Here is a 23,129-nt window from a genome sequence, read left to right on the forward strand (position 1 = left end):
GGTACAGTCGGGCGGTGTCCGAGCTGAGGCGGTTGCGCGCCGGTGACGCCCCGGCGGTCCTGGCCTTCGAGCTGGCGAACCGCGCCTACTTCGCCGCCTCGGTCTCCGACCGCGGTGACGAGTTCTTCGAGCGGTTCGCCGACCGGTACGGCGCCCTGCTGGCCGAGCAGGAGGCGGGCGTCTGCGCCTTCCACGTGCTCGTCGCCGAGGACGGCTCGGTACTGGGCCGGTTCAACCTGTACGACTTGGACGACGGCGCCGCCGAGCTCGGCTACCGGGTCGCGCAGCACGTCGCCGGCCGCGGTGTGGCGACCGCGAACGTCCGGGAGCTGTGCCGGCTGGCGGCGGCTCGGTACGGGCTGCGCACGCTGCGGGCGGCCGCTGCCCACGGCAACGCCGCGTCCCGGCGGGTGCTCGCCAAGGCCGGGTTCGTGCCCGTCGGCCCGGCCGGCCCGGCTGACCTGGGCGGGAAGACCGGCACCTGGTACCAGCGCGACCTGGTGCTCGGGCCGTAGGCCGCGATCCGGCCGCCGGCGCGGGCGCGGGGCACAGCGCGGACACCGCCCGCCGGCAGACCCCCCTTCGTAGGTCGGGCCCGCGGGACCGGGGTGCGCGGAACCGAGCGGCTGACGGGCGTGCCGTACGACGCGCTGCGGACCTGAGCGGCCCGGAGTGCCGGGGCGGCGCCGGCCGGGCCCGCCGCCGGCCGGCGGCCGGCGCCGCCCGCCGTCCGCCTCAGACGCCGCGCACCCGGTAGGCCGTCACCCGGACCGACTCGTCGTCCAGGCACTGCCCGGTCTCCAGGTCGAAGCGCTGCTTCAGGAGCGGGGAGGCCACGAACGGGCGGCCGCGGTGGGTGCCGGTCAGGCCGCGGGAGAGGACGGCGGCGCCGCCGAACGGGTCGCGGTTGTCGATGGCGTACAGCCGGTCCGCGCGGTCCCGGAACACGGCCACCTGGCGGCCGTCCGGCAGCAGGGCGGCGATGCCGCGGCCGGGTACCAGCCGGTGCAGGCCGCAGACGGTGAACCAGCCGTCCGCCAGGCGGAGCTGGACCAGCAGGTCGGTCGTCTCGGGTGCCAGGGTCATCGCTGGGCGCTTCCTTCCAGGACGTCGTCGGCCGGGCGCAGGCCGATGGACAGCAGCGGCAGGTCGGGCTTGATCTGATCGCGTTCGGGGACGAAGGCGACCACCGGGTCCGGGGTGTCCGGGGCGTTCACGAAGGACACGAACCGGGCCAGCTTCTCGGGGTCGTCGACGGTCTCGGCCCACTCGTCCCGGTAGTGCGCGACATGGGCACGCATCAGGGCCTCGAGCTCGTCGCAGATGCCGAGCGAGTCGTGCACCACCACGTCCCGCACGTGGTCCAGGCCGCCCGGGATCCGCTCCAGCCAGGTGGCGGTGCGCTCGAGGCGGTCGGCGGTGCGGATGTAGAACATCAGGAACCGGTCGATGAGCCGCACCAGTTCGGCGTCGGAAAGGTCCTGCGCGAGCAGGTCGGCGTGGCGCGGGGTGGCGCCGCCGTTGCCGCCGACGTACAGGTTCCAGCCGTTGGACGTGGCGATGACGCCGAAGTCCTTGGACTGGGCCTCGGCGCACTCCCGGGCGCACCCCGAGACGGCCGACTTGAGCTTGTGCGGGGAACGCAGGCCCCGGTAGCGCAGCTCCAGGTCGATCGCCATCCGGACCGAGTCCTGCACGCCGTAGCGGCACCAGGTCCGCCCCACGCAGGACTTCACCGTGCGCAGCGACTTGCCGTACGCGTGCCCCGACTCGAAGCCCGCGTCCACCAGGCGGGCCCAGATCAGCGGGAGCTGCTCCACCCGGGCGCCGAACATGTCGATCCGCTGGCCGCCGGTGATCTTGGTGTAGAGGCCGAAGTCCCGGGCGACCTCGCCGATCACGATCAGCTTCTCCGGTGCGATCTCGCCGCCGGGTATGCGCGGCACGACCGAGTAGGAGCCGTTCTTCTGCAGGTTGGCCAGGAAGTGGTCGTTGCTGTCCTGCAGGGCCGCCTGCTCGCCGTCCAGCACATAGCCGCTGGCGCCGATCACCGGGGCGAGCGAGGCGATGATCGAGGCCACCGCCGGCTTGCACACCTCGCAGCCGTCGCCGCCCCGGGCGCCCTCGCGGCCGTGCCGGTCCAGCAGCTCCCGGTACGAGGTGAGGCGCAGCGCGAGGACGATCTCGTACAGCTCCTCGCGACTCTGGGCGAAGCAGCCGCACAGGCCCTTGTCCACCTCGACGCCGGACGCCTCCAGCTCGGCCGCGACGAGCTGCCCGAGCACCTTCACGCAACTGCCGCAGCCGGTACCGGCCCTGGTGCACTTCTTCACCTCGGGCACGGTGGTGCACCGGTGCTCGGTGACCGCGCCGCGGACGGCCGCCTTGCTGACGTTGTGGCAGGAGCAGATGACCGCCTCGTCCGGGAGCGCGGACGGCCCGAGCCGGGCCCCCTGGCCGGCTCCGGCGGGCAGGACGAGCGACTCGGGGGAGACGGGGGGCACCGATCCGGTGAGCGCGCGCAGGGTGCCGTACGCCTCCGCGTCGCCGACCAGGATGCCGCCGAGCAGCGTGCCGTCCCGGCCGATGACCAGCTTCTTGTACAGCCCCGCGCGGGAGTCGGAGTAGACGACGTCGAGGCAGCCCTCGGCGGTGCCGTGCGCGTCGCCGAAGGAGGCCACGTCCACGCCGAGCAGCTTCAGCTTCGTCGACAGATCGGCGCCGGTGAAGGCCGCCTCGTCCTCGGCGATGGCCGCCGCCGCCGTCTCCGCCTGCTCGTAGCCCGGGGCCACCAGGCCGTACACCCGGCCGTCCGAGGCCTGCGCGCACTCGCCGATCGCGAACACGCGCGGGTCCGAGACGGTACGGCACTGCTCGTCGACGGTGACGCCGCCGCGCTCGCCGACCGTCAGGCCGCAGTCCCTGGCCAGTTGGTCGCGGGGGCGGACACCGGCGGAGAACACCACCATGTCGGTGGCGAGTTCGGAGCCGTCCGACAGCCTCATGCCGGTGACCGCGCCGTCCTCGCCGGCGACGATCTCCTGCGTGCCCACACCGGTGTGCACGCTCAGGCCCATCTCCTCGACGGTGCGCAGCAGCGCCGCGCCACCGCCCTCGTCCACCTGCACCGGCATCAGCCGCGGGGCGAACTCCACGATGTGCGAGGCGAGTCCGAGGCCCCTGAGGGCGCCCGCCGCCTCCAGGCCGAGCAGGCCGCCGCCGACCACCGCGCCGGTGGCCGCCCTGGTCCTCGCGTACTCCTCGATCGCGAGGAGGTCCTCGATGGTCCGGTAGACGAAGCAGCCGGCGGCGTCCCGGTTCGGCACGGGGGGCACGAACGGGTAGGAGCCGGTGGCCAGGACGAGGACGTCGTAGCCGACCACCAGACCCGAGCGGGCCGTCACCTTCCGCGCCTCGCGGTCGACCGTCACCGCCGGGTCGCCGACGCGCAGTTCGATGCCGTGGGCGGCGATGAACCCCATGTCGGTCACGGACAGTTCCTCGGCCGTGAGGCCCGAGAAGTACGAGGTGAGCCGCACCCGGTCGTACGCCGGACGCGGTTCCTCGCACAGCACGACCACGCGGTGCGTGGCGGTCAGGCCGCGCTCGGCCAGCGCTTCGAGGAAACGCTGGCCGACCATGCCGTGGCCGACGAGCACGATCGTGGGGGTGGCCCCCGGGGTGGCGGTCATCAGGAGCCTCCGTCGTTGGTGAGCAGGTGGAGCAGGGGTCCGGAGGAGGGGAGCGGCTCCGCTCCCTCCCAGGCGCGGGCGAGTGCGCCGACGGTGCCGAGTTCGCCGACCAGGACCCCGCCGACCAGCCGGTCGTCGCGGACGACGACCTTGCGGTAGGTGCCCCGGGTGGCGTCGGCGAGCCGGACCACGTCGTCACCGGGGCGGGCCTCGGGCTCGCCGAACGCGGCCAGGTCGAAGGGGGATCCCGTTCCGGTCAGGGTGAGCCGGGTCAGCGAGCGGGTCCCGGTGTAGCGGGCGCCGGCGTCGCCGGCGAGCAGGGCGGCCAGGGCCTCGGCCTGTTCCAGGGCCGGGGTGGCGAGGCCGTAGACCGTGCCGTCGTGCCGGGCGCAGTCGCCGACGGCGTGGATGTGCGGGTCGGAGGTGCGCAGCTCGTCGTCGACCAGGACGCCCCCGCGGACGGCGAGGCCGGCCCGCTCCGCCAGACCGGTGCGCGGGCGGACCCCGCAGGCGAGCACCACGAGATCGGCGTCGAGGGCGTACCCGTCGGCCAGCTCCACCGAGCGGACCGCGCCGCCGGCGCAGGTCACGTCCCGCACCCGGCACTCGGTGTGCACCTCGACGCCCAGGTCCGTCAGGTGCCGCAGCACCAGGCGGGAGGCGTCCGGGTCGAGCTGGCGTTCCATGAGCCGCTCGGCCTGCTGGGCGAGGACCACCTGCGCGCCGCGCACGGCCAGCGCCCGGGCCGCGGACACGCCGAGCAGCCCGCCGCCGACGACGACGGCCCGGACACCCGGCCGCACCGCCCCGGAGAGGCCAAGGCAGTCGTCCATCGTGCGGAACGCGTGGACGCCCTCGGGGAGCCGGTGGCCGGGGCCGAACAGGCCGCGCAGCGGCGGCAGCACCGGGTTGGAGCCGGTGGCCAGCACCAGGGTGCCGTACGCGATCAGCGAGCCGTCGGCGCACCGCAGCCGCCGGGCCGCGCGGTCGATGCCGGTGACCCGGGCGCGCCGGTGGCCGGCGGGCGCGGGGAGGGCGGTCACCTCCGGGGCGTACCGCCCGGCCAGCACCTCCGCGAGCAGCACCCGGTTGTACGGCCGGTGCTCCTCCTCGCCGACGAGCAGCGCGGGCGTGCCCAGCTCACCGAGCCGCCGGGCGAGCCGTACGCCCGCGAGGCCGGCGCCGATCACCACCACACGCGTATCCGAGGTCATGCACCGCAGCGTGCGGCTTCGACGTTACCCGGCCGCATCCCCCCTGTTTCCCGCCGGGAACGCTGCCCTCAGCGGTGCCGGGCGGGGCGTGTGAGGGTCCCCCGGGGCGCCCGGGCGGGGTTGTGAGGTGCGCCGATGCGGGGACGGGCCCCATCCGGCCGGCCCCGCGGGCGGGGGCTCAGCGGCTGCCGGTCAGGTGGGCGAAGACCACCACGTTGCCCTGGTAGCCGGTGGCCTTCGTGTAGCCGCCGCCGCAGGTGATGACCCGCAGTTCGGGGCGAGCGGCCGCGCCGTAGACCTTGTCGTCGGGGAAGTCGCTGGCCGCGTACACCTCCACCGCGTCCACGGTGAAGACCGCCACACCGCCGTCGCGCCGGTCGATCTCGATCACGGCTCCCCGCTTCAGGGCGCCCAGGTCGTAGAAGACGGCCGGCCCCTCGGTGTTGTCCACGTGGCCCGCGACGATCGCGGTGCCCGTCTCGCCGGGGGTGGTGCCGGCCTCGTACCAGCCGGCGAGGTTCTTGTTCCCGGCGGGCGGCACGTCCAGGCTGCCCGCGCGGGTGAGCCCCAGGCCGGTGAGCGGGGCGTTCACCCGGATCGCCGGGATGCGGATGCGGATCGGCGGGGAGGGCGCCAGCGCGGTGGCCCGGAGCCGTTCCTCGCCCGGGTCGGGCCTGCCCTCGGCGGCGGCCGGCTGCGGCGGCGCGTGCGTCACGCCCGGGCCGGCGAGCAGCCACACCCCCGCGCCGAGGGCGACCACGGTGACGGCGGCTATCGCGGTGTCTCCGATTCTGGGCACTGAGACCCCTCTCCCCGGGGCGCCCCGGACAGGCCCCCGGAACGGATCGGCCCGCCACTGGGCGGACCCCCTCCCCCTCCGGGCCGCGAGGGGCGTCGGACCCGGAGGGGGCGGGATGTGCGGTACCGGCGGACGGACGGCGGAGGGTGTCCGTCAGATCCCGTCGCCTCTCGCCCGGCGATGCAGGAGCCAGGTACCGCCCGCGGCGGCGACGGCCAGGGCCGTCACACCCGCCGCGGTCTGCACGGGGTCGGAGCCGAACGCGCCACCGACCCCCGTCTTCACACTTCCCCGCGGCCGCACCTGCTCGTGCGCCGCGCCCATTCGCGCCGTGCTCGGCGCCACCACCAGGTCGCCTGTGACCTGCCGGTCGCCCTCCGCGCACTTCGCGACGATCTCGTACGTGCCCGGCTGCGCGCCCGGCGGCACCCGGAACTCGCCGGCCGACTCGCCCTCGTTCGTGCCGGGCGCCAGCATGAAGGTCCCGGCGCCGACCGCGCCCGCGTCGGCGAGCGCGGTGCCCGTCTTCCCGCACGCCGCCGTGTTCACGGTGACCCGGCTGCCCGGCGCCGCGGTGGACGGGTCCACCAGCAGGCTGCCGGCCGCGGCCGGAGCCTCCCGCGGACGGTCCGGCGCCGGGGCCGCGCTGCCGTTCGCCGGCGCCGTGGCGAGTCCCGCCGTGGCCACGGCGAGCGCGGTACCGGTCAGCAGACGGGCGGTGCGTCGCATGGTGCTCCCCTGGGCTTGTCCGTCTCGTTCCTCCGAGTCGTCCAGGGGCACGCCCCTGCCCTTCCGAGGAAAAGCGCAGTCGGGCCGCCGCGCTCCCTGACGATCGGTCAGGAACGAGCTGAACGGGTGGCGCCGGGGACCCCCGCACGGGCTAGCGGTGGGGAGTCGTGGCTGGTCAGAGACGTGTGAGGGGGGCCTGGGCAAATGCACACGAATGGCGCGCCGGGCGGCGGTGAACGGGTGACCGGCGCCCGCGTGAGCCGGCGCGCGGAACGAGGGCGCGCGAAGAGGGCGGCCGCCCCGGTGCCCACTGGACCGGGACGGCCGCCCAACGCGTCACTCACGGCGGCCTAGTTGACGTTGACCGCGCTCCAGGCGGCGGCCACCGCGTTGTACTCCGCGCTGCCCGCGCCGTAGAGGTCCTTGGCCGCGTTCAGGGTGGCCGTGCGGGCGCCCGCGTAGTTGGTGGAGGACGTCATGTAGACCGTCAGCGCCCGGTACCAGATCTTGCCGACCTTGTCCCGGCCGATGCCGGTGACCGTCGAGCCGTTGGACGTCGGCGAGTTGTAGTCGACGCCGTTGATGGTCTTCGCGCCGCTGCCCTCCGCCAGCAGGTAGGCGAAGTGGTTGGCGACTCCCGAGGAGTAGTGCACGTCGAGGTTGCCGACCGACGAGCTCCAGTAGTCCGCGGAGCTGCCGTCCTTGGACGGCTTGTCCATGAAGCGCAGGGCCGCCTTGCCGAAGCCCGGCTTCACGATCTTCTCGCCGATGAGGTAGTCGCCCTGGTCGGAGGAGTTGTTCGCGTACCACTCGACCATCGTGCCGAGGATGTCCGAGGTGGCCTCGTTCAGGCCGCCGGACTCGCCGGAGTAGGTCAGCGCGGCCGTCTTCGACGTCACGCCGTGGCTCATCTCGTGCCCGGCCACGTCCAGCGCCACCAGCGGCCCGAAGGTGGTGCCGTCACCGTCGCCGTACGTCATGCAGAAGCAACTGTCGTCCCAGAAGGCGTTGTTGTAGTTGCTTCCGTAGTGGACGCGGTTGTACGAGCCCTTGCCGTCGCCCGCGATGCCGTTGCGGCCGTGGACGTTCTTGTAGTAGTCCCAGGTCTCGTTGGTGCCGTACTGGGCGTCGACGGCGGCCGAGGCGCGGTCGGCGGTGGCGCCCGAGCCCCAGTGGTTGTCGGCGTCCGTGAACAGGGTCGCGGGGGCCCGGCTGAAGCAGATGCCGAAGAAGCACAGGTCGGTCTTGCCCTCCGCGTCACCGGTGTAGGTGTTGCCGCGGGTCGGGTCCTTGAGCTGGTACGCGGAGCCGGACTGCGTGGTCTCCACCGGAACGGTCCCGCTGTACAGCGACTTGCCGTCGCCGGTGACCGTCTCGATGCTGTCCCAGGCGTCGATCTGGGCGCCGGTGCGGGCGTCGGTCAGCACGGTCCGGGCGACCGGGTTGCCGAGCGAGTCCTGGCCGACGGCATTGGTGCGCCAGGCGAGCCTGGGGGCGCCGTGCAGGGCGTCGACGACCAGCTCGGGCTTGGCCTTCACCTGCCGCAGCTTCTCGCCTAGGTTGGCGGCCCGCAGGGCGTTCACCGCGAGGCCGGCGGCCCTGGAGGCGGACAGCTTCGGGGTGGTGGACGGCACGGAGATCCTGGTTCTGGTCGCGCGGTCGGCGCCGCGGTAGGCGCCGCCCGGCGCCAGGTGGACGACGAAGTCGCCGCCCAGAACCGGAAGTTGGTGGTACGTGCGGTCGTACCGGACGTGCTGGGTGCCGTTGCCGTCGACGATCACGTCCCGGACGCTGGTGTCCTGGGCGGAGGTCAGGCCGAGGTTCTCCGCCTGGGCCACGAGGGCCGCGGCCGCGTTCTCGACGGCGGTGGCCCGGGTCGGGCGGCCGTCGGCGTGGGCGGCGGGGGAGAGGGCGGCGGCCAGCAGGGCCGCCGTGGTCGCGGCGACGCCGGCGGTGGCGAGACGACGGGAACCCCGGATGTGCTGACGTATCCGACTCATCTGTCTCCTTGGGGAGGCGCCTTCGAGGCGTGCGGGCGTGGGCGCTGCGCTGACTGAGATTTAAGGGGCCATGACATGTCATGTCCATAGCGCCTCCATGGAGATGTGTGAGGAGGCGGCGTAGGTGGAGAATCGTTTCCGTGATCACTTCGGACGCCCTGGGCCCCCGGCCGTTCTTCGTCTACGGCACCCTTCGCCCCGGTGAGCGCAACCACGACCTGTTCCTGCGCGGCCGCACCGACCGGGAGGAACCGGGACGGCTCCCGGGTGCGGCGCTGTACGACGGCCCCGGCTACCCCTACGCCGTCGACGAACCCGGCGCGGCCGTCACCGGCGAACTGGTCACCGCGTCACCGCGGTCCTACGCCGGACTCCTGACCGAACTCGACCGCCTGGAGGAGTACACCCCGGGCGACCCCCACAACCTCTACGAACGGGTCTCCCGGGCCGTCGAACTCCCCGACGGCACGCGGGCGCCGGCCTGGGTCTACCTGGCGGCCCCCGCCGTCGCCGCCCGACTGCGGAGCAGGGGACGGCGCATAGCCGGCGGTGACTGGCTGGAACGCGGCTGAGGGAACCGGCCGGCCGGCCCGGAGCCCCCCGGTGTCGCCTACTCCTGTGCGCCGAGGGGCTCCACCCGCACCGCGCACGTCTTGAACTCCGGCATCTTCGACGTCGGGTCGAGGGCGGGGTTCGTGAGGGTGTTGGCCCGGCCCTCGCCCGGCCAGTGGAAGGGCATGAAGACCGTGTCGGGGCGGATGGCGGCGGTGATGCGGGCGGGGGCCACGGCCCGGCCGCGCCGGGAGACCACCGCCAGCGGGTCGCCCTCGGCCGCGCCGAGGCGGGCCGCGAGGCGCGGGTGGAGCTCGACGAACGGGCCGGGCGCGGCCGCGTTCAGCTCCGCCACCCTGCGGGTCTGCGCCCCCGACTGGTACTGGGACACCACCCGGCCGGTGGTCAGCAGCAGCGGGTACTCCGCGTCCGGCTCCTCCGCACTGGCCCGGTGCGACACGGCGGCGAACCGCGCCCGGCCGTCGTCGGTGGCGAAGCGGTCGAGGAACAGGCGGGGGGTGCCGGGGTGGACGGCGCCCGGGGCCCGGGGCGGCCCGCCGGCCGGGGCGGGCGGCGACGCGGAGGCTCCGCCGGCGCCGTGCGTGCGGTCCGCGTCGTGCGTGCGGTCCGCGCTGTGTGTGCTGTCCATGCCGTGCGTGCTGTCGGCGGTGTGCGTGCGGTCCGCGTCGTGCGCGCTGTTCGTGCCGTGCGCGTCGTTCGCGCCGTGCATGCCGTGCTCGCCGTGCTTGCCGTCCGCGTCGGCGTCGGTGCGCGCCGGTTGCGGTACGGGTGCGGAGTCCGCCGGGGGCTCGGGGCAGGGCCAGAACACGCCGTTCTCCTCCGCCAGGCGGCGGTAGGTGATCCCCGAGTAGTCGGCGGGACCGCCCGCGCTGGCGCGGCGCAGTTCCTCGAAGACCTCCTCCGGGTCGGCCGGGAAACCCTTCTCCACGCCCAGGCGGGCGGCCAGTGCGCGCAGCACCTCCAGGTCGCTGCGGATCCCGGGGGGCGGGGCCACGGCCCGCCGGCGCAGCAGCACCCTGCCCTCCAGACTGGTCGTCGTGCCCGTCTCCTCGGCCCACTGCGTGACCGGCAGGACCACGTCCGCCAGTTCCGCCGTCTCCGACCGGACGACGTCGCACACCGCCAGGAAGTCCAGCGAGCGCAGCCGCTCCTCCACGTGCGCCGCGCGCGGCGCCGACACCACCGGGTTGGACCCCATCAGCAGCAGCGCCCGGATGTCCGTGCCCAGCGCGTCCAGCAGCTCGTACGCGCTGCGTCCGGGGCCGGGCAGGCGGTCCGGGTCCACGCCCCACACCCCGGCCACGTGCCGCCGCGCCGCCGGGTCGTCCAGCTTGCGGTAGCCGGGCAACTGGTCCGCCTTCTGGCCGTGTTCGCGCCCGCCCTGCCCGTTGCCCTGCCCGGTCAGGCAGCCGTACCCGGACAGCGGCCGGCCCGCCCGGCCGGTCGCCAGGCACAGGTCGATCCACGCGCCCACCGTGTCGGTGCCCTTGGACTGCTGCTCGGGCCCGCGCGCCGTGAGCACCATCGCGGCCCGGGGCTCGCAGAACATCCTCACCGCCTGCCGCAGTTGCGGGACGGGCACCCCCGTGATCCGCTCCACGTGCTCCGGCCAGTGCGCCATCGCCGCCGCCCGGGCCTCCTCCCAGCCGGCCGTGCGCTCCCGGATGTACTCCTCGTCCGTGCGGCCCTCGGCCACCACCAGGTGCAACAGGCCCAGCGCCAGGGCGAGATCGGTGCCCGGGCGGGGCGCCAGGTGCAGGTCCGCCTGCTCGGCCGTCCGGGTGCGGCGCGGGTCGACGACGATCAGCGTGCCGCCGTTGTCGCGCAGTTCGCCGAAGAAGCGCAGCGACGGCGGCATCGTCTCGGCGAGGTTGGAGCCGACCAGGATGACGCAGCCGGTGCGCGGGATGTCCTCCAGCGGGAACGGCAGACCCCGGTCGAGGCCGAACGCCTTCGTGCCGGCGGCCGCCGCCGAGGACATGCAGAACCGCCCGTTGTAGTCGATCTGCGAGGTGCCGAGCACCACCCGCGCGAACTTGCCGAGCCCGTACGCCTTCTCGTTCGTCAGCCCGCCCCCGCCGAACACCCCCACCGCGTCGGGCCCGCCGCGCGCACGCGCCGACGACAGCCCGCCGGCGATCCGGTCCAGCGCCTCGTCCCAGCCCGCCGCCACCAGCCGCCCGCCGGACCGGACCAGCGGCGAGGTCAGCCGGGCCGCCGGCGACAGCACCTGGGCGGCCGTACGGCCCTTGCCGCACAGCGCGCCCCGGTTCACCGGGAAGTCCGGCCGCTCGGTCACCTCGACGCCCCCCTGGGGCAGGGGCGTGACGTTCATCCCGCACTGCAGGGCGCAGTACGGGCAGTGGGTGGGCGTCGCGGTGGTCTCCATGCCGACCAGTGTGCTTCCGGCGTGTTACGGCCCGCGGCGGCCCCCTGTTACGCGGCCGGGAAGCCGGCCTCCCCGTGCCCGTCCACCCGCCGTGAGGCCCCGGTCACCGGCCCGACGCGAGCGCCCCGCGAGGAGCGTCCCGCGGGATCACCGCCCCGACGCGAGCGCCCGCGCCACGCCGGGCTCCTTCGGCCCGAGGAACCGCGGATCCGGCCGGAACACCGCGTCCAGCACCGCCTTGCCCGCCGCGAACACCTCGCGGGTGCCGCCGTAGTACCAGGTCACGTCGTGCTTGGCGTCGACCCCGACGCCGTACGAGTCCACCCCCGCCGCCTCGCACAGCGCCACCGCCCGCCGGATGTGGAAGCCCTGGCTGATCAGCACCGCCCGGTCCACCCCGAAGATCTTCTTCGCCCGTACGCAGGAGTCCCAGGTGTCGAAGCCCGCGTAGTCGCCGACGATCCGCGCGCCCGGCACCCCGTGCCGGGTCAGGTAGGCGCGCATGGCGTCGGGCTCGTCGTAGTCCTCGCGGCTGTTGTCCCCGGTGACGAGGACGGCCTCGATCCGCCCCTCCCGGTACAGCCTGGCCGCCGCGTCCAGCCGGTGCGCGAGGTAGAGCGACGGCTCCCCGTCCCGGAGGCCGGCCCCGAACACCACGGCGACCTCGGTGCGCGGGGCGTCCTCCGTGGTCCGCAGCCGGTCCGCCGTCGACACGTACAGCCAGGTCACCGGCAGCAGCGCCAGCACGCACCCGGTCATCACGGTCTGCACCAGGCGTCGCCACCCCTTGCGGGTGCGCGGCAGCCGCGGCCGGCGGATCTTCATGCTGTACCCCCGAGATCGGTTCCGACCGGAAGGACGCGGGCCGGCGGCTTCCGGTTCGGTCCGCCCGCCCGGTTCGTCCTCACGTCGCGCATCCGTACGCGGTGAACCGGCGGAAAAAACCCGTGACCGTCCGGCAACGGCGGCGCAACGAACCCCCGTCAGGATCCTGCCATGACCGGGTCAGACCGCACAGCGACGACCTCACCCACTTCGACAGCACAGCCCACCTCATGAACAGCATCAGCGGCCGACCGGCCGACCGGCTCCGGCTCGTCCCGCCGGGCGGACGCCGCCGCCCCGCCCCGGCCCCCGCACCGCCCGCCCTGGTCCTGGTCGCGCACGGCAGCCGCGACCCGGGAGCGCTGCGCACCGTACGGGCCCTGCGGGACCGGGTGCAGGAGCAGCGCCCCGGCCTCCCCGTCCACCTGGGCCACATCGAGCTGAACGAGCCGCTGCTCCCGGACACCCTGGCCGCACTGGGAGCGGCCCCCGCGATCCTCGTACCGCTGCTCCTCGGCCGGGGCCACCACGTCAAGCGGGACATCCCCGAGACGGCCGCCGCCTCACCCGCGCGCACGCGCGTGGCCGCCCCGCTGGGCCCGCACCCGCTCCTGGTGGACGTCCTGCACACCCGCCTGCTGGAGGCGGGCTGGCCCCCGGCCGAGGACTCCGCCGTGCGCCGCGCGGGCGGGGTCGTCCTCGCGGCGGCGGGCTCCCGCGACCCCGACTCGGCCGCCGACACCCGCCGCACGGCCCGCCTGCTCGCCGAACGCCTGGGCGTCCCGGTCGTCCCCGCCTACGCCTCGGCTGCGAGCCCGACGGTCGGCACCGCGGTACGGGCACTGGCCGCACGCGGCCGCGACCGGGTGGCGGTCGCCTCCTGCTTCACCGCGCCGGGGCGGTTCGCGGCCCAGTGCGCACAGGAGGCGCCGTGGATCGCCGCGGAGCCCCTGGGCGCCCACGAGGCGATGGCCCGCCTCGTCCTGCACCGCTACGACCAGGCGCGGGCACGGACCGGGGCGGACCTGGCGTCGGCCTGAGACCGGGGGCGGCGGAACCGGCGACCCGACACGCCCCGGCGGCGGGACGGGCGCCCCGCGCCCCGCGATTGTCACCGCCGCCCCGTACTGTCGAGTCATGGAAGGCACCGCAGGCACCAGCACCGCACCCACCTCGGCCTACGACCCGGCGTCGGCCGAACGCTGGGCGCCCGAACCCGACAAACGGCCGGGCCGCACCGCCTTCCAGCGCGACCGCGCCCGCGTCCTGCACTCCGCCGCCCTGCGCCGCCTGGCCGGCAAGACCCAGGTGGTCACACCGGGGACCCGCAGCCCGGCCTGGGACGCCAGTCCCCGCACGCGCCTGACCCACTCCCTGGAGTGCGCCCAGGTCGGCCGTGAGCTGGGCGCCGCCCTCGGCTGCGACCCCGACCTGGTCGAGGCGGCCTGCCTCTCCCACGACCTCGGCCACCCGCCCTTCGGCCACAACGGCGAACAGGCCCTGAACGAGTTCGCCGACGACTGCGGCGGTTTCGAGGGCAACGCACAGTCCCTCAGACTGCTCACCCGCATCGAGCCCAAGCGGTTCACCCCCGAGGGCTCCGTCGGCCTCAACCTCACCCGGGCCGCCCTCGACGCCGCCACCAAGTACCCCTGGCCCCGCGGCGCCCACCCCACCGACCCGGCCTCCGTGAAGTTCGGCGTGTACGAGGACGACCGCCCGGTGTTCGACTGGGTCCGCAGGGCCGCCCCCGGCACCCGCACCTGCTTCGAGGCGCAGGTCATGGACTGGTCGGACGACGTGGCCTACTCGGTGCACGACGTCGAGGACGGCCTGCACGCCGGCCACATCGACCCGGACCTCCTGCGCGCCGGAGCCGAACGGCAGGCGGTGTTCGAGGTCGCCGTCGGCCGGTACGTCCCGGCGGACACCGACCCCGCCGAGCTGGCCGAGGCCCTCGACCGGCTCCAGGCCGAGCAGTGGTGGCCGCACGGCTACGACGGTACGGCCGCCGCCCAGGCCCGCCTCAAGGACGCCACCAGCCAGCTCATCGGCCGGTTCTGCCTGGCCGCCGAGACCGCCACCCGGGCCGCGTACGGCGGCGGCCGGCTCACCCGCTACGGCGCCGAACTCGTCGTGCCCCGCGCCACCCGCATGGAGTGCGCGGTCCTCAAGGCGGTCGCCGACCGGTACGTCATGCAGCGCGCCGAGCAGGAGCGGCTGCGCGCCGACCAGCGGGTGGTCGTGGCCGAACTGGCCGAGGCGCTCACCGACCGCGCGCCGGACGGCCTCGAGCCCCAGTTCCGGGCACTGTTCGACGAGGCGTCCGACGACCTCGCGCGCAAACGGGTGATCGTCGACCAGATCGCCTCCCTGACCGACGCCTCGGCCCGCTCGCTGCACGCGAGACTGACGGGGCATATCCAGTGGGAAAGTGCCCCCCCGGTGGCCTGATCGGGGCATCCCCTCTTCCCGCAGCACGCCCGGTGCGGGAGGCTCGCATGTGGCGGCACCCTTACGAGGAGGCATCAAGTGGTCGACGCGGATCAGACATTCGTCATCGTCGGAGGCGGCCTCGCCGGCGCGAAGGCGGCCGAGACGCTCCGTGCGGAGGGCTTCACCGGCCGGGTGATACTGATCTGCGACGAGCGCGACCACCCGTACGAGCGTCCCCCGCTGTCCAAGGGCTACCTGCTCGGCAAGGAGGAGCGGGACAGCGTCTTCGTGCACGAGCCCGCCTGGTACGCGCGCAACGACGTCGAACTGCACCTCGGCCAGACCGTGGACCGGATCGACCGCGCCGCGAAGACCGTGCGCTTCGGCGACGACGGCACCCTGGTCCACTACGACAAGCTGCTGCTCGCCACCGGCGCGGAACCCCGCCGCCTGGACATCCCCGGCACCGGCCTGGCCGGTGTGCACCACCTGCGCCGCCTCGCCCACGCCGAGCGGCTCAAGGGCGTCCTGACCGCGCTCGGCCGGGACAACGGCCACCTGGTGATCGCCGGCGCCGGCTGGATCGGCCTGGAGGTCGCGGCGGCGGCCCGCGAGTACGGCGCCGAGGTCACCGTGATCGAGCCCGAGCCGACACCGCTGCACGGCGTCCTCGGCCCCGAGCTGGGCAACGTCTTCGCGGAGCTGCACCGCGCCCACGGCGTCCGCTTCCGCTTCGGGGTGCGGCTCACCGAGATCGTCGGCCAGGACGGCGTGGTCCTCGCCGCCCGCACCGACGACGGCGAGGAGCACCCCGCGCACGCCGTGCTCGCGGCGATCGGCGCCGCCCCGCGCACCGCCCTCGCCGAGGCGGCCGGGCTGGAGCTGGCCGACCGGGCGCACGGGGGCGGGATCGCGGTGGACGAACGGCTGCGCACGTCCGACCCCGACATCCACGCGGCCGGGGACGTCGCCTCCTTCCCGCACGCCCTGTTCGGTACCCGGCTCCGCGTCGAGCACTGGGCCAACGCCCTGAACGGCGGCCCGGTCGCCGCCCGCGCGATGCTCGGCAAGGACGTCGGCTACGACCGCGTGCCCTACTTCTTCACCGACCAGTACGACCTGGGCATGGAGTACAGCGGCTGGGCGCCGCCCGGGTCGTACGACGAGGTGGTCATCCGGGGCGACGCGGGTAAGCGGGAGTTCATCGCGTTCTGGGTCCGGGAGGGCCGGGTGCTGGCCGGGATGAACGTGAACGTGTGGGATGTCACAGAACCCGTCCAGAACCTCATCCGTTCCCGGGCCCGGGTGGACACGGACGCGCTCGCCGACCCCCACGTGCCCCTGGACCGCCTGGGTTCCTGATCTCCGCGGCCACCGGGACTGTCGTACGGGCCCCGTAGAATCGCATCGTGGCAGGACGGATCAACGACGAGGACGTGAAGGCGGTACGGGACGCGGTCCCGATCGACGCCGTGGTCTCCGAGTACCTCCAGCTGCGCAACGCCGGTGGCGGCAACCTCAAGGGACTCTGCCCCTTCCACGACGAGAAGTCGCCGTCCTTCCAGGTCAGCCCGAGCAAGGGCCTCTTCCACTGCTTCGGCTGCCAGGAGGGCGGCGACACCATCACCTTCGTCATGAAGGTGGACCACCTCTCCTTCTCCGAGGCGGTGGAGCGGCTCGCCGCCCAGGCCGGCATCACCCTGCGCTACGAGGAGGGCGGATACAACCCCGCCCACCAGCGCGGCGAGCGCATCCGCCTGGTCGAGGCGCACAAGATCGCCGCCCAGTGGTACGCCGAGCAGCTCGCCGGCGGCGCCGAGGCCGAGGCCGGCCGGGTCTTCCTCGCCGAGCGCGGCTTCGACCAGGCCGCCGCCGTCCACTTCGGCGTGGGCTACAGCCCCCAGGGCTGGGACCACCTCACCCGCTATCTGCGCGGCAAGGGCTTCACCGACAAGGAACTGATCCTGTCCGGCCTCTCCCAGGAGGGCCGCCGCGGCCCCATCGACCGGTTCCGGGGCCGTCTGATGTGGCCCATCCGGGACATCGGCGGCGAGGTCGTCGGCTTCGGCGCCCGCAAGCTGTACGAGGCGGACAACGGGCCGAAGTACCTGAACACCCCCGATACGGCGATCTACAAGAAGTCCCAGGTCCTGTACGGCATCGACCTGGCCAAGCAGCACATCGCCAAGACCAGCCGGGCCGTCGTGGTCGAGGGCTACACCGACGTCATGGCCTGCCACCTGGCCGGGGTCACCACGGCCATCGCCACCTGCGGCACCGCGTTCGGCGGCGACCACATCAAGATCCTCCGCCGACTCCTGATGGACAACGGCTCGGCCCGGGTGATCTTCACCTTCGACGGCGACGCGGCCGGCCAGAAGGCGGCCCTGCGCGCCTTCGAGGACGACCAGAAGTTCGCCGCCGAGACCTACATCGCCATCGCCCCCGACGGCATGGACCCCTGCGAGCTGCGCCTGGCCAAGGGCGACGAGGCCGTCGCCGACCTGGCCGAACCGCGCACACCGCTGTTCGAGTTCGCGCTGCGCCAGATCGTCGCCCGCTACGACCTGGACACCCCGGCCGGCCGGGCCGCCGCCCTGGACGAGGCCGCCCCGGTCGTCGCCCGCATCAAGAACAGCGGCGCCCAGCACGAGGTGGCCGTCGAACTGGCCGGGATGCTCGGCATCCTCGACACCCAGTTCGTGGTCAAGCGGGTCGCCCAGCTCGCCCGCTGGGCCCGCGAACGCGGCGGCAAGGGGGCCCCGCAGCAGCAGTCCCGCGGCCCGCGGCAGCAGTGGGAGTCCGGACCCCGCACCGCGGCCCCGTCCGGCCCGGCCCTCACCCTGCGCAACCCGGTCTACGCCGCCGAGCGCGAACTGCTCAAACTCGCCCTCCAGCGGCCCGACCTGGTCTCCCCGGCCTTCGACGCGTACGGCGTCGACGAGTTCACCGCACCGCCCTACGCCGCCGTACGCCGGACCATCGCGGAGGCTGGCGGCGCCGAGTACGGCGTCGAGGACGGACAGGAGTACCTGGTCCGGGTCCGGGACGCCGCGCCCGACGACACCGTCCGCGCGACGGTCACCGAACTGGCCGTGGAGCCGATCCTGCGCCGCACGGTGGACGAGGCGTACGCCGGCACGGTGCTGGTGCAGATCCGCCGCCGGGCCGTGGAGCGCCGCATCCGTGACATCCAGTCACAGCTCACCCGTCTGTCCACCGGTGGCGACCCGGCCCAACTGGCCGCCGTGCAGAACGAGATGTGGGTCCTCCAGCAGTACGACCGGAACCTGCGGGAACGGGGCGCGCAGGCGCTGTGAGGGACCTGCCCTCTCCACGCGGCCTCCCGCGGCATCACCGGCGCCACCGTCCGCGGTTGCCGGGCGCATAGTCCGGCGGGCCGGGTCACCACCGCGTCACGGACCGGACGCAAAAAGTCACCGCACGACCCTCGTGACAGCGATGTGTCGTACCCCACACTGGGTGCGGCGCCCGCGTCCGGCGGTGCCAGCCCCAGGAGCGCATGCCGTCGACTCTCCGCTCCCGAAGTACCGCTGCCGCACCCTCCGCGCAGCGATCATCCTGGAGGTCGCCCCCGTGCAGACCCAGACCCTCACCCAGACCGACAGCAGCGCCGGCGCGACGGCCGACGAGCCCGGCGCGGAGTCCGGAGTCCTCGTGGCCGTCCCCCCGCAGAGCCGCGCTTCCGGCCACCCCGGGACGGGCCAGGACACCGGTGAGCCGGTGGAACCGCCCGCCGAAGCGCTGGCCGAGGAGCCGGAGGAGGCGCCCGAGCCCGTCGGGCCCGTGCCGGCGTTCGCCGCGCGGGCCGAGACCGGCGGACCGTCGGCGGACCTGTTCCGCCAGTACCTGCGCGAGATCGGCCGCATCCCGCTGCTCACCGCCGCCGAGGAGGTCGACCTCGCCCGGAAGGTGGAGGCCGGGCTGTTCGCCGAGGAGAAGCTGAGCAGCACCCCCGACCTGGACAGCCGGCTCGCGCACGACCTGGACCGGCTGGTCGTCATGGGCCGGATGGCCAAGCGCCGCCTCATCGAGGCCAACCTGCGGCTCGTGGTGTCCGTGGCGAAGCGGTACGTCGGCCGCGGCCTGACCATGCTCGACCTGGTGCAGGAGGGCAACCTCGGACTGATCCGGGCCGTGGAGAAGTTCGACTACGCCCGCGGCTACAAGTTCTCCACCTACGCCACCTGGTGGATCCGGCAGGCCATGTCCCGCGCCCTGGCCGACCAGGCCCGCACCATCCGGGTGCCCGTGCACGTGGTGGAACTGATCAACCGGGTCGTCCGCGTCCAGCGCCGGATGCTGCAGGAACGCGGCTACGAGCCGGCCCCCGAAGAGGTCGCCGCCCAGCTCGACCTGCCGCCCGAGCGGGTCCGCGAGGTGCTGCGGCTCGCCCAGGAGCCGGTGTCCCTGCACGCCCCGGTCGGCGAGGAGGACGAGGTGGCCCTCGGCGACCTCATCGAGGACGGCGACGCCGCGAGCCCCGTGGAATCGGCCGCCTTCCTGCTGCTCCGGGAGCATCTGGAGGCCGTGCTCTCCACCCTCGGCGAACGCGAGCGCAAGGTCGTCCAGCTCCGCTACGGCCTGGCCGACGGCCGCCCCCGCACCCTGGAGGAGATCGGGCGCCTGTTCGGCGTGACCCGGGAGCGGATACGGCAGATCGAGTCCAAGACCCTCAACAAGCTCCGCGACCACACCTTCGCGGACCAGCTGCGGGGCTACCTGGACTGACCGGGGCCGCCCACCGGTGCGGGCGGCCCCCGCCGGGATCAGTCCACCTCGGCCACGGCCTGCGCGAACTGCGCCTGGTACAGCCGGGCGTACGCCCCGCCCGCCGCCAGCAGCTCGGTGTGCGCGCCCTGTTCGACGATCGAGCCGTTCTCCATCACCAGGATGGTGTCGGCGTCCCGGATCGTCGACAGCCGGTGCGCGATGACGAACGACGTCCGCCCGTGCGCGAGTTTGGCCATCGCCTTCTGGATCAGCACCTCGGTACGGGTGTCCACGGAACTCGTGGCCTCGTCCAGCACCAGGATCACCGGGTCGGACAGGAACGCCCGCGCGATGGTGATGAGCTGCTTCTCACCGGCGCTGACCCCGGATCCCTCGTCGTCGATCACGGTGTCGTAGCCGTCGGGCAGGGTGCGGATGAACCGGTCCGCGTGGGCCGCCCTGGCCGCCTCCTCGATCTCGCCGCGGGTGACGTCGCGCGCGGCGCCGTAGGCGATGTTGTCCGCGATGGTGCCGCCGAACAGCCAGGTGTCCTGCAGCACCATGCCGATGCCGGCGCGCAGTTCGTCCCGGGACATCCGCCGCACGTCCACCCCGTCCAGGGTGATGTGCCCGGCGGAGACGTCGTAGAACCGCATCAGCAGGTTGACCAGCGTGGTCTTGCCCGCGCCGGTCGGACCGACGATCGCCACCGTCTGCCCGGGCTCCACCGGCAGCGACAGATCCTCGATCAGCGGCTTCTCCGGGTCGTAGCGGAACGAGACGTGCTCCAGGCACACCCGTCCGCGCAGTTCCTCGGGCCGCACGCCCGGCACCGGGTCCGCCTCCTGCTCCTCCGCGTCCAGGAGTTCGAAGACCCGCTCCGCCGACGCGACGCCCGACTGCACCAGGTTCGCCATCGAGGCGACCTGCGTCAGCGGCATCGAGAACTGCCGCGAGTACTGGATGAAGGCCTGCACGTCACCGATGGACAGCGCGCCCGACGCGACCCGGAGGCCGCCGACCACCGCCACCAGCACGTAGTTCAGGTTCGACACGAACATCATCAGCGGCTGCATGACGCCGCTGTTGAACTGCGCCCGGAACGCGGCCTCGTACAGCGCCTCGTTCTGCTCGGCGAACTGCTTCGCCGACTCCTCCTGCCGGCCGAACACCTTCACCAGGGTGTGCCCGGTGTACATCTCCTCGACGTGCGCGTTCAGCTTGCCGGTGGTGCGCCACTGCTGCACGAAGTGCGGCTGCGACCGCTTGCCGACCCGGGTGGCGACCACGAACGACAGCGGAACGGTCACCAGTGCGACCAGCGCCAGCAGCCAGGAGACGTAGAACATCATCACCAGCACGCCGATGATGGTCAGCACCGCGTTGATGAGCTGGCCCATCGACTGCTGCAGCGTCTGCCCGATGTTGTCGATGTCGTTGGTGGCCCGGGAGAGCACCTCACCGCGCTGGCGCTTGTCGAAGTACGACAGCGGCAGCCGCGACAGCTTCGCCTGCACGGACTCGCGCAGCCGGTACATGGTGCGGTTCACGGCCCGGTTCACCAGCCGGGTGGCGACCGCCATCAGCAGACCGGCGGCCAGGAAGGTGCCGAGCGCGAGCAGCAGCACATGCCCGACGGCGCTGAAGTCGATGCCCTGGCCGGGGGTGAAGTCGGTGCCCTTGAGCATGTCCGCGATCTGGCCCTGGCCGCGCTCGCGCATCGACTGGAGCACCTGCTCCTTGGTGGCCCCCGCCGGCATCTGCCGCCCCACGATGCCGGCGAAGACCAGGTCGGTGGCCCGGCCCAGGATCTTCGGGCCGAGCACGCTCAGGGTCACGCTGACGACCACGCACACCAGCAGCGTGAATATGGTGGCCCGTTCGGGCCTGAACTGGGCGACCAGCCGTTTGCCCGAGCCCTTGAAGTCCATCGAGCGCTGGTCGGGACCGCCAGCCATCATGCGTCCCATGGGCCCGGCCATCAGGCGGCCTCCGCTTCCGTCAGCTGGGAGAGCACGATCTCCCGGTAGGTCTCGTTGGTCGCCATCAGCTCGTGGTGGCGGCCGGCGCCGACCACCCGTCCCTCGTCCAGCACGATGATCCGGTCCGCGTCCCGGATGGTGGCCACCCGCTGGGCGACGATCACCACGGTCGCCTCGGCGGTCTCGCGGCCGAGCGCGGAGCGCAGCGCCGCGTCGGTGGCGTAGTCCAGCGCGGAGAAGGAGTCGTCGAAGAGGTAGATCTCCGGGCGCTGCACCAGCGTGCGGGCGATGGCGAGCCGCTGCCGCTGACCGCCCGAGACGTTGGTGCCGCCCTGCGCGATCGGCGCGTCGAGCCCGCCCTCCAGCGCCCTCACGAAGTCCTTGGCCTGCGCGACCTCCAGCGCGTGCCACAGCTCCTCGTCGGTGGCGTCCGGATTGCCGTAGCGCAGGTTGGTCGCGACCGTCCCGGCGAACAGGTACGGCTTCTGCGGCACCAGCCCGACGGTCCGGGCGAGCAGCGGGGGGTCGACGTCCCGGACGTCCACGCCGTCCACGAGGACCTCGCCCTCGGTGGCGTCGAACAGCCGCGGCACCAGGCCGAGCAGCGTCGACTTGCCGCTGCCGGTCGAACCGATCACGGCGGTCGTCTCGCCCGGCCGGGCGGTCACCTCGATGGACTTCAGCACCGGCTCCTCGGCACCCGGATAGCGGAAGCCCGCGCCCCGGATCTCCAGATGCCCGTGCCGGCGCAGCTCGGTCACCGAGGCGACCGGCGGCACCACGCTCGAGTCGGTCCCCAGGACCTCCTCGATGCGCTCGGCGCACACCTCGGCGCGCGGCACCATCATGAACATGAAGGTGGCCATCATCACGGACATGACGATCTGCATCAGGTAGGCGAGGAACGCCGTCAGGTCGCCGATCTGCATCCCGCCGCTGTCGATGCGGTGGGCGCCGAACCAGACCACCGCGATGGACGACACGTTCACCACCGTCATGACGATGGGGAACATCAGCGCGAGCATCCGGCCGGTGGCGAGCTGCATCTCGGTCAGGTCCCCGTTCGCCTTCCCGAACCGGCCCTGCTCGTACTCGTCCCGGACGAAGGCGCGGATCACCCGGTTGCCGGTGATCTGCTCGCGCAGCACCCGGTTCACCGTGTCCAGGCGCGTCTGCATGGACCGGAACAGCGGCCGCAGCCGGCGCACGATCAGCGTCACGGAGATGCCGAGCACGGGGACGACGGCGACGAGCACCGCGGACAGCGGCACGTCCAGGCCGAGCGCCAGCACGATCCCGCCGACGCACATGATGGGCGCCGACACCATCAGGGTGAACGACATCAGGACGAGCATCTGGACCTGCTGCACGTCGTTCGTCGTACGGGTGATGAGCGAGGGCGCGCCGAAGTGACCCACCTCACGCGCGGAGAACGACTGGACCCGGTCGAAGACCGCGCCGCGCACGTCCCGGCCGAGCGCGGAGGCCGTGCGGGCGCCGAAGTACACGGCGCCGATGTTGCACACGACCTGGGCCAGGGAGATGCCGATCATCAGGGCGCCGAAGGACAGGATGTAGTCCGTGTCACCCTTCACGACACCCTTGTCGATGATGTCGGCGTTGAGCGTGGGCAGGTAGAGGGTGGCGCAGGTCTGCAGGAACTGCAGCAGCACCAGGAACGCTATGGGTTTCTTGTAGGGCCTGAGATAGGTCCGCAGAAGTCGTATGAGCACGCTACGTCTCTCGGAGTCGGCGA

Annotated in this window: 16 protein-coding genes and 1 pseudogene; 7 read left to right on the forward strand and 10 right to left on the reverse strand. The window is 73.6% G+C overall.

The features are described 5' to 3' along the window. Nucleotides 1-14 precede the first annotated feature (14 nt). Entirely contained in the window at nucleotides 15-515 is a 501-nt protein-coding gene (locus ACFQ9Z_RS04960; protein WP_383010771.1) for a GNAT family N-acetyltransferase, read from the forward strand. Between the two features lie 220 nt (nucleotides 516-735). Here ACFQ9Z_RS04960 and nirD read toward each other — a convergent pair whose 3' ends face one another. The 6 genes from nirD to ACFQ9Z_RS04990 all read right to left on the reverse strand — a co-directional run bounded on the left by nirD (nucleotide 736) and on the right by ACFQ9Z_RS04990 (nucleotide 8,434). Beyond that, nucleotides 736-1,086 (reverse strand): nitrite reductase small subunit NirD, encoded by a 351-nt coding sequence (gene nirD / locus ACFQ9Z_RS04965; protein WP_360663292.1) that lies wholly within the window; start codon nucleotides 1,084-1,086, stop codon nucleotides 736-738. Further along, nucleotides 1,083-3,692 carry a nitrite reductase large subunit NirB gene (gene nirB, locus ACFQ9Z_RS04970; RefSeq protein WP_383010774.1) on the reverse strand — a complete coding sequence of 870 codons (2,610 nt, stop codon included), beginning with the start codon at nucleotides 3,690-3,692 and terminating at the stop codon, nucleotides 1,083-1,085. The genes nirD and nirB overlap by 4 nt, the downstream gene beginning before the upstream one ends. Continuing rightward, the gene (locus ACFQ9Z_RS04975; protein ID WP_383010776.1) at nucleotides 3,692-4,906 is read right to left on the reverse strand and encodes an NAD(P)/FAD-dependent oxidoreductase; all 1,215 of its coding nucleotides are present in this window, start codon (nucleotides 4,904-4,906) and stop codon (nucleotides 3,692-3,694) included. The genes nirB and ACFQ9Z_RS04975 overlap by 1 nt, the downstream gene beginning before the upstream one ends. A 178-nt stretch (nucleotides 4,907-5,084) precedes the next feature. Continuing rightward, nucleotides 5,085-5,705: a class F sortase gene (locus ACFQ9Z_RS04980; RefSeq protein WP_383010778.1), complete on the reverse strand. Its 621-nt coding sequence runs from the start codon at nucleotides 5,703-5,705 to the stop codon at nucleotides 5,085-5,087. A 153-nt stretch (nucleotides 5,706-5,858) separates the two neighbouring features. Then, on the reverse strand, nucleotides 5,859-6,434 hold the full coding sequence (locus tag ACFQ9Z_RS04985) for a hypothetical protein (protein WP_383010780.1): 576 nt from the start codon (nucleotides 6,432-6,434) through the stop codon (nucleotides 5,859-5,861). A gap of 350 nt (nucleotides 6,435-6,784) precedes the next feature. Next, entirely contained in the window at nucleotides 6,785-8,434 is a 1,650-nt protein-coding gene (locus tag ACFQ9Z_RS04990; RefSeq protein ID WP_383010783.1) for a M4 family metallopeptidase, read from the reverse strand. 140 nt (nucleotides 8,435-8,574) lie between these two features. Here ACFQ9Z_RS04990 and ACFQ9Z_RS04995 point away from each other — a divergent pair, with 140 nt between their 5' ends. Then, nucleotides 8,575-9,006: a gamma-glutamylcyclotransferase family protein gene (locus ACFQ9Z_RS04995; RefSeq protein WP_383010786.1), complete on the forward strand. Its 432-nt coding sequence runs from the start codon at nucleotides 8,575-8,577 to the stop codon at nucleotides 9,004-9,006. A gap of 38 nt (nucleotides 9,007-9,044) precedes the next feature. Here ACFQ9Z_RS04995 and ACFQ9Z_RS05000 read toward each other — a convergent pair whose 3' ends face one another. Together ACFQ9Z_RS05000 and ACFQ9Z_RS05005 are read right to left on the reverse strand one after the other, a co-directional pair. Continuing rightward, the gene (locus ACFQ9Z_RS05000) at nucleotides 9,045-11,396 is read right to left on the reverse strand and encodes a molybdopterin oxidoreductase family protein (RefSeq protein ID WP_383010789.1); all 2,352 of its coding nucleotides are present in this window, start codon (nucleotides 11,394-11,396) and stop codon (nucleotides 9,045-9,047) included. 147 nt (nucleotides 11,397-11,543) lie between these two features. Continuing rightward, nucleotides 11,544-12,221 carry a vancomycin high temperature exclusion protein gene (locus tag ACFQ9Z_RS05005; protein ID WP_383010792.1) on the reverse strand — a complete coding sequence of 226 codons (678 nt, stop codon included), beginning with the start codon at nucleotides 12,219-12,221 and terminating at the stop codon, nucleotides 11,544-11,546. Nucleotides 12,222-12,451: 230 nt separating this feature from the next. Between ACFQ9Z_RS05005 and ACFQ9Z_RS05010 the strand changes: the two genes are divergently transcribed. The 5 genes and pseudogenes from ACFQ9Z_RS05010 to ACFQ9Z_RS05030 all read left to right on the forward strand — a co-directional run bounded on the left by ACFQ9Z_RS05010 (nucleotide 12,452) and on the right by ACFQ9Z_RS05030 (nucleotide 19,409). Beyond that, nucleotides 12,452-13,261 carry a sirohydrochlorin chelatase gene (locus tag ACFQ9Z_RS05010; RefSeq protein WP_383010795.1) on the forward strand — a complete coding sequence of 270 codons (810 nt, stop codon included), beginning with the start codon at nucleotides 12,452-12,454 and terminating at the stop codon, nucleotides 13,259-13,261. A 97-nt stretch (nucleotides 13,262-13,358) separates the two neighbouring features. Then, the gene (locus ACFQ9Z_RS05015; protein ID WP_383010798.1) at nucleotides 13,359-14,675 is read left to right on the forward strand and encodes a deoxyguanosinetriphosphate triphosphohydrolase; all 1,317 of its coding nucleotides are present in this window, start codon (nucleotides 13,359-13,361) and stop codon (nucleotides 14,673-14,675) included. Between the two features lie 78 nt (nucleotides 14,676-14,753). Beyond that, entirely contained in the window at nucleotides 14,754-16,019 is a 1,266-nt protein-coding gene (locus ACFQ9Z_RS05020) for an NAD(P)/FAD-dependent oxidoreductase (protein ID WP_383010801.1), read from the forward strand. 47 nt (nucleotides 16,020-16,066) lie between these two features. Beyond that, complete coding sequence (dnaG, locus tag ACFQ9Z_RS05025) at nucleotides 16,067-17,977, forward strand: DNA primase (RefSeq protein WP_383010804.1); 1,911 nt, start codon at nucleotides 16,067-16,069, stop codon at nucleotides 17,975-17,977. Nucleotides 17,978-18,211: 234 nt separating this feature from the next. Further along, nucleotides 18,212-19,409: pseudogene (locus ACFQ9Z_RS05030) on the forward strand (RNA polymerase sigma factor). A gap of 38 nt (nucleotides 19,410-19,447) precedes the next feature. Here the strand turns inward: ACFQ9Z_RS05030 and ACFQ9Z_RS05035 are convergent. Continuing rightward, a complete protein-coding gene (locus tag ACFQ9Z_RS05035; protein ID WP_383010807.1) occupies nucleotides 19,448-21,373 on the reverse strand; it encodes an ABC transporter ATP-binding protein in 1,926 nt (641 codons plus the stop codon). Further along, on the reverse strand, nucleotides 21,373-23,106 hold the full coding sequence (locus tag ACFQ9Z_RS05040) for an ABC transporter ATP-binding protein (protein ID WP_383010810.1): 1,734 nt from the start codon (nucleotides 23,104-23,106) through the stop codon (nucleotides 21,373-21,375). The genes ACFQ9Z_RS05035 and ACFQ9Z_RS05040 overlap by 1 nt, the downstream gene beginning before the upstream one ends. Between the last annotated feature and the right edge of the window lie 23 nt (nucleotides 23,107-23,129).

The organism is Streptomyces sp. NPDC056580 (assembly GCF_042793175.1).
Taxonomy (GTDB): Bacteria; Actinomycetota; Actinomycetes; order Streptomycetales; family Streptomycetaceae; genus Streptomyces.

Coding starts and splice junctions, on each gene's coding strand:
- ACFQ9Z_RS05035 (WP_383010807.1), bottom strand. CDS start 21,373: ATGGCCGGGCCCATGGGACGCATGATGGCTGGCGGTCCCGACCAGCGC.
- ACFQ9Z_RS04975 (WP_383010776.1), bottom strand. CDS start 4,906: ATGACCTCGGATACGCGTGTGGTGGTGATCGGCGCCGGCCTCGCGGGC.
- nirB (WP_383010774.1), bottom strand. CDS start 3,692: ATGACCGCCACCCCGGGGGCCACCCCCACGATCGTGCTCGTCGGCCAC.
- ACFQ9Z_RS05015 (WP_383010798.1), top strand. CDS start 13,359: ATGGAAGGCACCGCAGGCACCAGCACCGCACCCACCTCGGCCTACGAC.
- nirD (WP_360663292.1), bottom strand. CDS start 1,086: ATGACCCTGGCACCCGAGACGACCGACCTGCTGGTCCAGCTCCGCCTG.
- ACFQ9Z_RS04985 (WP_383010780.1), bottom strand. CDS start 6,434: ATGCGACGCACCGCCCGTCTGCTGACCGGTACCGCGCTCGCCGTGGCC.
- ACFQ9Z_RS05010 (WP_383010795.1), top strand. CDS start 12,452: ATGAACAGCATCAGCGGCCGACCGGCCGACCGGCTCCGGCTCGTCCCG.
- ACFQ9Z_RS05005 (WP_383010792.1), bottom strand. CDS start 12,221: ATGAAGATCCGCCGGCCGCGGCTGCCGCGCACCCGCAAGGGGTGGCGA.
- ACFQ9Z_RS04990 (WP_383010783.1), bottom strand. CDS start 8,434: ATGAGTCGGATACGTCAGCACATCCGGGGTTCCCGTCGTCTCGCCACC.
- ACFQ9Z_RS05000 (WP_383010789.1), bottom strand. CDS start 11,396: ATGGAGACCACCGCGACGCCCACCCACTGCCCGTACTGCGCCCTGCAG.